The organism is Burkholderia sp. MSMB1078WGS, from assembly GCF_001528895.1.
Taxonomy (GTDB): Bacteria; Pseudomonadota; Gammaproteobacteria; order Burkholderiales; family Burkholderiaceae; genus Burkholderia.
Genome location: NZ_LPDI01000101.1, coordinates 119308 through 131480 on the forward strand (window position 1 = coordinate 119308; position 12173 = coordinate 131480).

The following is a 12173-nucleotide window of genomic DNA, read 5'->3' on the forward strand; positions in this document are numbered from 1 at the left end:
ATTTCGATCGAGGCACCGGCCCGCAGCGGGCGGACGGACTTCTCTCAAAATCGAAAAGAAAGAGATTGAATGTTGAAACAGGCAACATGATAGCACGATGACGGACGATCGTGCAAATTGACCGGAGTCGCCCGTCTGGCGGGGGATCCGGCGCGGCCCGCTCGGGTATGATCGGCGGCGCGCGGCGCGGCCGCGCCGCCCGTCGCGACGGGGCTGAATTCGCGAGGAACCGGATGACCGAACTGATGAGGATCGCGGCGCTGTTCGCCGCTACTGCGCTGGCCGAAATCGTCGGCTGCTATCTGCCGTGGCTCGTGCTGAAGGCCGGGCGCCCGGCGTGGCTGCTGGTGCCGGCCGCCCTGTCGCTCGCGCTGTTCGCGTGGCTGCTGACGCTGCACCCGAGCGCGGCGGGGCGCACTTATGCCGCGTACGGCGGCGTGTATATCGCGGTGGCGCTGATCTGGCTGCGGGTGGTCGACGGCGTCGCGCTGACCCGCTGGGACGTGGCCGGCGCGGTGCTCGCGCTCGGCGGGATGGCGGTGATCGCGCTGCAGCCGCGCGCGTAGGCGCGGCCGCACGCGCGGCGGGGTGGGTGCCGCGTCAGGCGGCCTGGGCGGCGTCCGCTGCTTCCGTGTCGGCGGACTGGCGCCACACGCAGGCGCCCTTGACCGACTTGTCGAGTTCGTCGAGCTGCGTCTGGTGCGCGGCCAACTCGTCGTCGCTTGCCGCGATGACCGGCAGGTCGAGCGCGGCGAGCGACACGCGCTGGCCGTTCGCGGTGCCGCCGTCGGCGCCCGTGTCGTCGAGCATGTCGATCACGAGGCTGTCCTGGCCGCGCGTCATCGCGAGATACACCTCGGCGAGCAGCTCCGAGTCGAGCAGTGCGCCGTGCAGCGTGCGGTGCGCGTTGCTGATGCCGAAGCGGTCGCACAGCGCGTCGAGCGAATTGCGCTTGCCGGGGAACATCTGCTTGGCCTGCACCAGCGTGTCGATCACGCCGCCGCAATGCTCGGTGAACGGCGGCAGGCCGAGCCGCGCGAATTCGGCGTCGAGGAAGCCAAGGTCGAACGGCGCGTTGTGGATGATCAGCTCGGCGCCCTTCACGAAGTCGCGGATCTGGTCGACGACTTCCGCGAACTTCGGCTTGTCGCTGAGGAACTCGGTCGTGAGGCCGTGCACGGCCAGTGCGCCCGGATCGCTGTCGCGCTCGGGGTTCACATAGATGTGGAGATTGTTGCCGGTGAGCCGTCGGTTCAGCAGCTCGACGCAGCCGATTTCGATCAGGCGGTCGCCCGTGCGGGCGTTCAGGCCGGTGGTTTCGGTATCGAGAATGATCTGGCGCATGTCGGATAAATCGGCGGATAAATCGGGAAAGAGAGGGGGGTGGCCCGGATTCAGGCCGCGAGCGATTCGACGCCGCGATTCGCGAGCGCGTCGGCGCGTTCGTTTTCGGGGTGGCCCGCGTGGCCCTTCACCCAACGCCATTCGACGTCGTGCTGCACGACGAGCGCGTCGAGCCGCTTCCACAGGTCGGCGTTCTTCACGGGCGTCTTCGCCGCGGTGACCCAGCCTTTCTTCTTCCACCCGTGGATCCACTCGCTGATGCCTTTCTGCACGTATTGCGAGTCGGTATGCACGATTACCCGGCACGGCCGCTTGAGCGCCTCGAGCGCGGCGATCACGCCCATCAGCTCCATGCGGTTGTTGGTCGTGTTCGGCTCGCCGCCGAACAGTTCCTTTTCTTGGGCGCCGTAGCGCAGCAGCGCGCCCCAGCCGCCGGGGCCGGGGTTGCCCTTGCAGGCGCCGTCGGTATAGATGTCGATGGTGTCGGTTGTCATGAACGTTCTTGATGGGTGGTCGGGGAGGCCGCCGGCGTCAGGCCCGGTGCGAGCACGGGCTTCTTCATCCTGATCGGGCCGACGAGACGCATGCCGCGCACGCGCTTGACGGCCGTCACCATGTAGACGGCGCCGAAGATCGGCCACCAGCGGTCGCCGGCGGCCTCCATGAAGCCGTAGCGGGCCAGCCACTGGTCGGTGGCGAGCGGCGGCCGGTAGCAGCCGAAGCGGCCGCGTTCGAGGTCGAAGCCGAGCAGCTTGATCCAGTCCTTGAGCCGGATGAACGCGATCTGGTCGCGCGTGGCCGGCACGAACGGGCGGTTCGCCATGCGCCCGAACGACTGCCGCATGCCCCACAGGCTGAGCGAGTTGAAGCCGGTGATCACGAGCTGGCCTTCCGGCATCAGCACACGCTCGGCCTCGCGCAGCAGGCGGTGCGGATCGGACGTGAATTCGAGCGTGTGCGGCATCACGATCAGGTCGACGCTCTGCGACTCGAACGGCAGGTCGAGCAGGTCGCACCAGATCGTGCTGCGATCGGCAGGTGCGTGGGCCGCCGTGTGCGCTTCGCGCGCCCGCGGATACTGATACGGCGCGCTCGCGCCGCTCGCCGGGTCGAGCACCAGGCCGCGACACGGCATGCGGTTCTCGCGCAGCGCGTCGAGCTGCGGCAAGCCGAGCTGCAGCGCGTGGAAGCCGAAGACGTCGGACACGATCCGGTCGAGCTGCGCCTGTTCCCAGCCCAGCACGTAGCGGCCGGGCGGCGAGTCGGTCCAGGCGGGCCAGTCTATAATTTGACGGTCAGACATAACGATGATTGCGCGCCCATGAACGAGCTGGAATACGTGCCGGTTCCGGCATTCGAAGACAACTATATCTGGCTCGTCTCGGACGGCCGCGATGCGATCGCCGTCGACCCGGGTGAAGCCGCGCCCGTACGCCGGGTTCTTGCCGAACGAGGCTGGCGGTTGTCCGCTATTTTACTCACGCACCACCACGCCGACCACGTCGGCGGTGTCGAGGCGCTGCGCAATAGCCAACCGGCCGATGCTCCGCTCGCCGTTTACGGCCCCGCGGCCGAGGCGATCGACGTGGTCACGCGGCCGCTCTCGGGCGGCGATCGCGTGACGCTCGACGCACTGGCCGTCGCATTCGACGTGCTCGACGTGCCGGGTCATACGCGCGGCCATATTGCGTATTTCCAGCGGGTCGGGCAGGGCAATGCGGTGCCGCACGTGTTTTGCGGCGACACGCTGTTCTCGTGCGGCTGCGGCCGCCTGTTCGAAGGCACGCCCGCGCAGATGCTCGCGTCGCTCGATGCGCTTGCGGCACTGCCGGGCGACACCCGCGTGCATTGTGCACACGAATACACGCTGTCGAACATCCGCTTCGCGCTCGCGTGCGAGCCCGGCAATGCGGCACTCGCCGCGTGGCGCGACGACGCGCAGGCGCTGCGTGCGCGCGGCGTGCCCACGCTGCCCACTACGATCGCTCACGAGCGTGCCGTTAACCCGTTCATGCGGGCGGACAGCGCGGCGATCCGTGCGACGCTCGAGGCCGAGCTGCACGAAACGGTGACGGATCGTCTGGCGGCGTTCACGCTGATGCGCGAATGGAAAAACCGGTTTCGATGACGTTTTCCGGAGGACTCCAAAGCTCAAGCGGTGTCTGTAAAAATTGCTCCAAATGTAGGATTTCGCTGAGTTTTCGGTGTTTTTATTGACGTGAAGCACGCACTTCCGTAGTATCGCCTGCAATTTCCAGCCGTCGGAAGCCGAGATTTTCATGCGACTTATATTGAGTGCGATGGTGGTGCTACTACTCGCCGCGTGTGCGAGCCAGCCCCCTGTCGCCAACAACGCCGCCGATTCGCAGGCGACGTCCAACTACCTCCGTAAATCAGCCACCGCCAAAGAAACTGTCGACGTCGACAAGCAATCCGTCGGCGACTTGACCAGTGCAGACTCCGATCTCTGGGCGCGCATCCGCCGCGGCTTCCAGATGCCCGACCTGCAGAGCGATCTCGTCGACATGCAGACGACCTGGTACACGCAGCGGCCCGATTACGTGCAACGCATGACCGAGCGCTCGCAGAAGTACCTGTATCACATCGTCGAGGAGCTCGAGGCGCGTCACATGCCGACCGAGCTCGCGCTGCTGCCGTTCATCGAGTCCGCGTACAACCCGCAGGCGCTGTCGGTCGCGAAAGCGGCCGGCATGTGGCAGTTCATGCCCGGCACCGGCCGCACGTACAACCTGAAGCGCAACATGTGGCAGGACGAGCGCCGTGACGTGCTCGCCTCGACGAGCGCCGCGCTCGACTACCTGTCCCGCCTGCACGACATGTTCGGCGACTGGTATCTGGCGCTGGCCGCGTACAACTGGGGCGAAGGCAACGTGCAGCGCGCGATCGCGCGCAACCAGGCGGCCGGCCTGCCGACCGACTACCAGAGCCTGCGGATGCCGAACGAGACGCGTAACTACGTGCCGAAGCTGCAGGCGGTGAAGAACATCATCGCGAGCCCGCAGCAGTACGGCCTGACGCTGCCCGACATCCCGAACCACCCGTATTTCGTGACGGTCACGACGTCGCGCGACATCGACGTGGCGGTGGCCGCGAAGCTCGCGAACCTGCCGCTCGACGAGTTCCGCTCGCTGAACCCGTCGTTCTCGAAACCGGTGATCCTCGGCGCGACCGAGCCGCAGATCCTGCTGCCGTTCGACAACGCGTCCGCGTTCGAGAAGAGCCTGAAAGCCTACAGCGGCCAGCTGTCGTCGTGGACCACCTACACGGTCAGCGAGCGTGCACGCCCGGCCGCGATCGCCGAGAAGATCGGCGTCGACGCCGATACGCTGATGTCGGTCAACAAGATTCCAGCCGGCATGCGCCTGAAGCCGGGCTCGACGATCGTCGTGCCGCGCGGCGACGACGACGACGAGGACATCAGCGCCGACGTCGCCGAAAACGGCGCGCTCGCAATGGAGCCGGACGTACCCGATACGCGCAAGATGCTGATCCGCGTGCGCCGCAAGCAGTCGATGGCGGCGATCGCCGGCCGCTACGGCGTGTCGGTCGGTCAGTTGAAGGCGTGGAACCGTACGCACCGCGATCTCGCGATGCCGGGCCAGGCGCTCGTGCTGCACGTGCCGGTCGGCCGTGCGGTGCCGGCGGAACCCGGCCCGGAGCGGATCGCGACGTCGACGGGCGGTGCGCACATCGAGCGCGCGAGCCTGGCGGTGGGCGGCAAGTCGCACGGCAAGCGCGGCGCCGCCAAGTCGTCGGCGAAGCCGGCGAAGGCCGCTCCCGCGAAAGCCGCTGCCGCGAAAGCCGCGCCGGCCAAGACCACCGCGCACAAGGGCAAGAAGAAGTAAGCGCGGCGGGTGCGCGCAGCGTGGCGGCCGGTAAGGCCCGCACGATTGCGCTATCATCCGACGAATTCGACGAAACGCCGTCACCGAGGTGACGGCGTTTTCGTTTGTGCGCGGCGCGGCAGCGTGGCGTCGTGCGTCTTCATATGACAAGGGGAAGCGATGTCGTCGGTGCAGGTGAGGGTGCTCGCGCTGTTTTCGGTCGGGTATTTCGTGTCGTACGTGTTTCGCGGCGTCAATCTGGGCTTCGCGCCGTTCGTCACGCATGAGCTCGGGCTGTCGGCCGCCGATCTCGGCCTGCTCACCAGCCTCTATTTCCTCGGCTTCGCCGGGGCGCAGATTCCGGCCGGCGTGATGCTCGACCACTTCGGCCCGCGCCGCGTGACGGCCGGCATGCTGCTGTTCGCGGCGGCCGGCGCGGCCGTGTTCGGCGCGGCGCACGGCATCGGCACGATGATGGTCGGCCGCCTGCTGATCGGCGTCGGCGTGTCGGTGTGTCTCGGCGCGGCGTTCAAGGCGCTCGCGCAGCATTTTCCGGTCGGCCGGCTGCCGCTCGTCAACGGCCTCGTGATGGCCGTGGGCGGCCTCGGCGGCGTAATGGTCGGCTCGCCGCTGACCTGGCTGCTCGGCTGGACGAGCTGGCGCACGATCTGTTTCGGCCTCGCGGCGCTGACGGTGGTCGTGGCGGCGTCGATCGGTGTCGGCGCGCCCGACGCGCAGCAGGCACGCCATCAGGGCGGGCTCGTCAGCCAGTTCAAGGGCACGTGGCACATCCTGAGCAGCCGCGCGTTCTGGAAGATCGCGTCGTTTTCCGTCGTCACGCAGGGCGTGTTCTATGCGATGCAATCGCTGTGGGTCGGCCCGTATCTGCGCGATGTCGGCGGGTTCGATGCGCCGCATGCCGCGCGCCTCGTGTCGGTGCTCGGCTTCGCGATGATGGCCGGCTGCGTCGGCTTCGGCGCGGCGGCGCGCGTGCTCGAGCGGCGCGGCGTGTCGGTCTACGCAACGTGCGGTATCGGCATGGCGCTGTTCGTCGCGACGCAACTCGCGATCGTCGCGCGCGTGCCGTTGCCGCCGGCCCTGCTGTGGGCCGCCTACGGCATGTTCGGCGGCGTGGGCATCCTGACCTACGCGGTGATGGCCGGCCATTTTCCCGCCCATCTGATCGGCCGCGCGAACACGACGCTCACGCTCGTGATCTTCCTGCTGATCTTCGCGTTCCAGATCGGCGTCGGCGCCGTGCTGTCGCACTGGCCGGCGGTCGACGGCCGTTATCCGGCGGCTGCGCACTTCACCGCCTGGGGCGTGCTGCTCGCGCTGCAGCTCGCGAGTGCGGTCTGGTACGCGTGGCCCGCGCGCGGCACTGGCCAAGCGCACTGATCCGGCGGTACGCTGGCGGGTAGGGCAGCCCCGGAAACGGGGCCGCAGCACGTCGCGCGGCGCCGCGGGGCGCGGCGCAACCTCGATCGGACGGCCATATCAATTGAAGATAGGCCCATTTTCAGGCTATAATTTGAAAGTTTGTGCTGATCAACCTCGCACCCTAGCGCCTACCTCATACATCCCGTTCATCCGCCGCACGCCGCCTGTCGGGCGATGCCGCGAAGCCTCGTGCGCCATGCGCCGGGTTCGCGTCTCGACAACGCAGGCCGCGTCCAGCTAGCGACCGCGCGCGCCCACGCAGCGCGGCGCTCGCGCGGCAGGGTAAACAGGTCGGCAGCAGGGTGTTCCCCAAGGAGCCTCCCGTGTTGCCGTCTTTTTCTCCCGCCTTGCTTGCACTCGCCGACGGCACGGTCTTTCGTGGTTATTCGATCGGGGCCGAAGGCCATACGATCGGCGAAGTCGTGTTCAATACCGCGATCACCGGCTATCAGGAAATCCTGACTGATCCGAGCTACTCGCGCCAGATCGTCACGCTCACCTATCCGCATATCGGCAACGTCGGCGTGAACGCCGAAGACGTCGAAGCCACGAAAGTCCATGCCGCCGGCCTGATCATCCGCGATCTGCCGACGCTCGCATCGAACTTCCGCATGGACCGCACGCTCGGCGACTACCTGCGCGACGAAGGCGTCGTCGCGATTGCCGGCATCGACACCCGCAAGCTGACCCGCATCCTGCGCGACAAGGGCGCGCAGAGCGGCTGCATCCTGACGGGTTCCGACGACGCAGCGAAGGCGATCGAGCTCGCGCGCTCGTTCGAGGGCCTCGCCGGCATGGATCTCGCGAAGGTCGTGTCGACCGCGAAGCCGTTCGAGTGGAAGCAGACGGAGTGGCGTCTCGAAGGCGGCTACGGCATGCAGGAAGCGCCGAAGTATCGCGTCGTCGCGTACGACTTCGGCGTCAAGTACAACATTCTGCGCATGCTCGCGGAGCGCGGCTGCCACGTGACGGTGCTGCCGGCCCAGGCGAGCGCGGCCGATGCGCTCGCGCTGAATCCGGACGGCGTGTTCCTGTCGAACGGCCCCGGCGATCCGGAGCCGTGCGATTACGCGATCGCGGCCACGAAGGAATTCATCGAGCGCGGCGTGCCGACCTTCGGCATCTGCCTCGGCCACCAGATCATGGGCCTCGCGGTGGGCGCGAAGACGCTCAAGATGAAAACGGGCCACCACGGCGCGAACCATCCGGTGAAGGATCTCGGCGACGGCCGTGTCGTGATCACGTCGCAGAACCACGGCTTCGCGGTCGACGCCGATTCGCTGCCGGCCAATGCGCGCGTGACGCACGTATCGCTGTTCGACGGCACGCTGCAGGGCTTCGAGCTGACCGACAAGCCGGCGTTCTGCTTCCAGGGTCACCCGGAAGCGTCGCCCGGCCCGCACGACATCGGCTACCTGTTCGACCGTTTCACCGCGCTGATGGACGCGGCGAAGCAGCGCAACGCTTAACGTCATCGACGCAACCGAAGGACGGGAGATTCGCATCATGTTCGGCCACGCACTCGGCATCACGGATATCTGGACCTACGTGTTCGGCGTGATCTTCATCATCCTGCTGCCGGGGCCGAACTCGATGTACGTGCTGTCGCTCGCCGCGCAGCGCGGCGTGAAGGCCGGCTATCGCGCGGCCTGCGGCGTGTTCGTCGGCGATACCGTGCTGATGGTGCTGTCCGCCGCGGGCGTCGCGTCGCTGCTGAAGGCGAACCCGCTGCTGTTTTCCGTCGTCAAGTACGGCGGCGCCGCGTACCTGCTGTACATCGGCACGGGGATGCTGCGCAGCGCATGGAGCAAGCTGCGCGCGCGCAGCGACGACGCGCCGATCGAGGCGCCGCAGGCGGACGACGGCGAGCGGTCTTTCGACAGGCCGTTACGCAAGGCGCTGATCGTGAGCCTGCTGAATCCGAAGGCGATCCTGTTCTTCATCTCGTTCTTCATCCAGTTCGTCGACCCGGCATTCCCGCATCCCGCGCTGTCGTTCGTCGTGCTCGGGGCGATCGCGCAATGCGCGAGCTTCCTGTACCTGAGCACGCTGATCTTCGCGGGGGCGCGGCTCGCCGAGCACTTCCGTCGCCGCCGCAAGCTCGCGGCAGGCGCGGCGAGCAGCGTGGGCGGCCTGTTCATCGGTTTCTCGGTGAAGCTTGCGCTCGCGACCATGAGCTGAGCGCCGCCGGCCGACCCACGACAACGATTACTTATTGAATTCACAAGCCATGCCAAAACGCACAGACATCAAGAGCATCCTCATCATCGGCGCCGGCCCGATCATCATCGGCCAGGCGTGCGAGTTCGACTATTCGGGCGCGCAGGCTTGCAAGGCGTTGCGTGAGGAGGGCTACAAGGTCGTTCTCGTCAACAGCAACCCGGCGACGATCATGACCGACCCGAACACGGCCGACGTGACCTACATCGAGCCGATCACGTGGGAAGTCGTCGCGCGCATCATCGAGAAGGAGCGCCCGGACGCGATCCTGCCGACGATGGGCGGCCAGACCGCGTTGAACTGCGCACTCGACCTGCACCACCACGGCGTGCTCGAGAAGTTCGGCGTCGAGCTGATCGGCGCGTCGCCGGAAGCGATCGACAAGGCGGAAGACCGCCAGAAGTTCAAGGAAGCGATGACCAAGATCGGTCTCGGCTCCGCGAAGTCGGGTATCGCGCATTCGATGGAAGAAGCGTCCAAGGTGCACGCCGAGATCATGGCGGAGACGGGCGGCAGCGGCTACCCGGTCGTGATCCGCCCGTCGTTCACGCTCGGCGGCTCGGGCGGCGGCATCGCGTACAACCGCGAAGAGTTCGAAGAGATCTGCAAGCGCGGTCTCGACCTGTCGCCCACGCGCGAGCTGCTGATCGAAGAGTCGCTGCTCGGCTGGAAGGAATACGAGATGGAAGTCGTGCGCGACCGCGCCGACAACTGCATCATCGTCTGCTCGATCGAAAACCTCGACCCGATGGGCGTGCACACCGGCGACTCGATCACGGTCGCGCCCGCGCAGACGCTCACCGACAAGGAGTACCAGATCCTGCGTAACGCATCGCTCGCGGTGCTGCGCGAGATCGGCGTCGACACGGGCGGCTCGAACGTGCAGTTCTCGATCAACCCGAGGGACGGCCGCATGGTCGTCATCGAGATGAACCCGCGCGTGTCGCGTTCGTCGGCGCTCGCGTCGAAGGCAACCGGCTTCCCGATCGCGAAGGTCGCCGCGAAGCTGGCGGTCGGCTACACGCTCGACGAGCTGAAGAACGAAATCACCGGCGGCCAGACGCCGGCGTCGTTCGAGCCGACGATCGACTACGTCGTCACGAAGATTCCGCGTTTCGCGTTCGAGAAGTTCCGCGAAGCCGATTCGCGCCTGACCACGCAGATGAAGTCGGTCGGCGAAGTGATGGCGATCGGCCGCACGTTCCAGGAATCGTTCCAGAAGGCGCTGCGCGGCCTCGAAGTCGGGGTCGACGGCCTCGACGAGAAGTCGACCAACCGCGACGAGATCGCGATCGAGATCCACGAGCCGGGCCCGGATCGCATCTGGTACGTCGGCGATGCGTTCCGCATCGGCATGACGGCCGAGGAAATCTTCGCGGAAACCGCGATCGACCCGTGGTTCCTCGAGCAGATCGAGCAGATCATCCTGAAGGAAAAGGCGCTCGGGGGCCGCACGCTCGCGTCGCTGACGTTCGACGAGCTGCGCTACCTGAAGCAGAGCGGCTTCTCCGACCGCCGCCTCGCGAAGTTGCTTGGCGCGACGCCGGAAGACGTCCGCAAGCGCCGCGTGGAACTGAACGTGCGCCCGGTCTACAAGCGCGTCGACACGTGCGCGGCCGAGTTCGCGACGAAGACGGCCTACATGTACTCGACCTACGAGGAAGAGTGCGAGGCGCAGCCGACCACGAACAAGAAGATCATGGTGCTGGGCGGCGGCCCGAACCGGATCGGCCAGGGCATCGAGTTCGACTACTGCTGCGTGCACGCGGCGCTCGCGATGCGCGAGGACGGCTATGAAACGATCATGGTCAACTGCAACCCGGAAACGGTGTCGACCGACTACGACACGTCCGATCGCCTGTACTTCGAGCCGCTGACGCTCGAGGACGTGCTCGAGATCGTCGACAAGGAAAAGCCGGTCGGCGTGATCGTCCAGTACGGCGGCCAGACGCCGCTGAAGCTCGCGCTCGACCTCGAGGCGCACGGCGTGCCGATCGTCGGCACGTCGCCGGACATGATCGACGCGGCCGAAGACCGCGAACGCTTCCAGAAGCTGCTGCAGGACCTCGGCCTGCGCCAGCCGCCGAACCGCACCGCCCGCGCCGAAGACGAAGCGCTCGCGCTGGCCGACGAAATCGGCTATCCGCTGGTCGTGCGTCCGTCGTACGTGCTCGGCGGCCGCGCGATGGAAATCGTCCACGAGCCGCGCGACCTCGAGCGCTACATGCGCGAGGCCGTGAAGGTGTCGAACGATTCGCCGGTGCTGCTCGACCGCTTCCTGAACGACGCGATCGAGTGCGACGTCGACTGCATCTGCGACGGCGAAGCCGTGTTCATCGGCGGCGTGATGGAGCACATCGAGCAGGCGGGCGTTCACTCGGGCGACTCGGCGTGCTCGCTGCCGCCGTATTCGCTGTCGAAGGAGACCGTGGCCGAGCTGAAGCGCCAGACGGGCGCGATGGCGAAGGCGCTGAACGTGGTCGGCCTGATGAACGTGCAGTTCGCGATCCAGCAGGTGCCGCAGGCGGATGGTTCGAAGCAGGACATCATCTACGTGCTGGAAGTGAACCCGCGCGCGTCGCGCACGGTGCCGTACGTGTCGAAGGCGACCAGCCTGCCGCTCGCGAAGATCGCGGCGCGCGCGATGGTCGGCCAGAAGCTCGCGCAGCAGGGCGTGACGAAGGAAGTCGAGCCGCCGTACTTCAGCGTGAAGGAAGCGGTGTTCCCGTTCGTCAAGTTCCCGACCGTCGATCCGGTCCTCGGGCCCGAAATGCGTTCGACCGGCGAAGTGATGGGCGTCGGCCGGACGTTCGGCGAAGCGCTGTTCAAGTCGCAGCTCGCGGCCGGTTCGCGCCTGCCGGAGTCGGGCACGGTGCTGCTGACCGTGATGGATGCCGACAAGCCGAAGGCCGTCGAAGTCGCGCGCATGCTGCACGACCTCGGCTACCCGATCGTCGCGACCAAGGGCACGGCTGCCGCGATCGAAGCGGCCGGCGTGCCGGTGAAGGTCGTGAACAAGGTGAAGGACGGCCGTCCGCACATCGTCGACATGATCAAGAACGGCGAGATCGCACTCGTGTTCACGACGGTCGACGAGACGCGCCAGGCGATCGCCGATTCGCGTTCGATCCGCATGAGCGCGCAGGCGCACAAGGTCACGTACTACACGACGATGTCGGGCGCGCGCGCGGCCGTCGAGGGCTTGCGCTACCTGAAGGATCTGGAAGTCTATGATTTACAAGGTCTTCACGCTCGCCTAAACTAAGCGGTCAGTTACCTGTCGAAGCAACACGTGCCGCGATTAGGCGGTGTTTCCAGTGCATC

10 protein-coding genes are annotated in these 12173 nt (G+C 66.8%); 7 read left to right on the top strand and 3 right to left on the bottom strand.

The genetic code is table 11. The features are described 5' to 3' along the window. The first annotated feature begins 233 nt into the window (after positions 1-233). A complete protein-coding gene (locus tag WT24_RS27140; RefSeq protein ID WP_011545077.1) occupies positions 234-566 on the top strand; it encodes a YnfA family protein in 333 nt (110 codons plus the stop codon). Positions 567-600: 34 nt separating this feature from the next. Here WT24_RS27140 and dnaQ read toward each other — a convergent pair whose 3' ends face one another. The 3 genes from dnaQ to WT24_RS27155 are packed head-to-tail and all read right to left on the bottom strand — an operon-like array spanning position 601 to position 2647. After that, positions 601-1344: a DNA polymerase III subunit epsilon gene (gene dnaQ / locus WT24_RS27145; protein WP_060036363.1), complete on the bottom strand. Its 744-nt coding sequence runs from the start codon at positions 1342-1344 to the stop codon at positions 601-603. 50 nt (positions 1345-1394) lie between these two features. Continuing rightward, positions 1395-1838 carry a ribonuclease HI gene (gene rnhA / locus WT24_RS27150; protein WP_059501963.1) on the bottom strand — a complete coding sequence of 148 codons (444 nt, stop codon included), beginning with the start codon at positions 1836-1838 and terminating at the stop codon, positions 1395-1397. After that, positions 1835-2647 carry a class I SAM-dependent methyltransferase gene (locus WT24_RS27155; RefSeq protein ID WP_059501965.1) on the bottom strand — a complete coding sequence of 271 codons (813 nt, stop codon included), beginning with the start codon at positions 2645-2647 and terminating at the stop codon, positions 1835-1837. The genes rnhA and WT24_RS27155 overlap by 4 nt, the downstream gene beginning before the upstream one ends. 18 nt (positions 2648-2665) lie before the next feature. On the opposite strand from WT24_RS27155, the gene gloB reads away from it, so the two are divergent. The 6 genes from gloB (at position 2666) to carB (ending at position 12114) form a co-directional block, all read left to right on the top strand. Next, entirely contained in the window at positions 2666-3472 is an 807-nt protein-coding gene (gene gloB / locus WT24_RS27160; protein ID WP_060036364.1) for a hydroxyacylglutathione hydrolase, read from the top strand. Positions 3473-3623: 151 nt separating this feature from the next. Next, the gene (locus WT24_RS27165) at positions 3624-5210 is read left to right on the top strand and encodes a transglycosylase SLT domain-containing protein (protein ID WP_060036365.1); all 1587 of its coding nucleotides are present in this window, start codon (positions 3624-3626) and stop codon (positions 5208-5210) included. A 159-nt stretch (positions 5211-5369) separates the two neighbouring features. Continuing rightward, positions 5370-6587: a nitrate/nitrite transporter gene (locus WT24_RS27170; RefSeq protein WP_082742299.1), complete on the top strand. Its 1218-nt coding sequence runs from the start codon at positions 5370-5372 to the stop codon at positions 6585-6587. Positions 6588-6952: 365 nt separating this feature from the next. Continuing rightward, the gene (carA, locus tag WT24_RS27175; RefSeq protein ID WP_059501972.1) at positions 6953-8098 is read left to right on the top strand and encodes a glutamine-hydrolyzing carbamoyl-phosphate synthase small subunit; all 1146 of its coding nucleotides are present in this window, start codon (positions 6953-6955) and stop codon (positions 8096-8098) included. Between the two features lie 37 nt (positions 8099-8135). After that, positions 8136-8810, top strand: coding sequence for a leucine efflux protein LeuE (leuE, locus tag WT24_RS27180; protein WP_060036366.1), 675 nt, complete (start codon positions 8136-8138; stop codon positions 8808-8810). Between the two features lie 49 nt (positions 8811-8859). Further along, the gene (gene carB, locus WT24_RS27185) at positions 8860-12114 is read left to right on the top strand and encodes a carbamoyl-phosphate synthase large subunit (RefSeq protein ID WP_060036367.1); all 3255 of its coding nucleotides are present in this window, start codon (positions 8860-8862) and stop codon (positions 12112-12114) included. Positions 12115-12173: the final 59 nt, after the last annotated feature.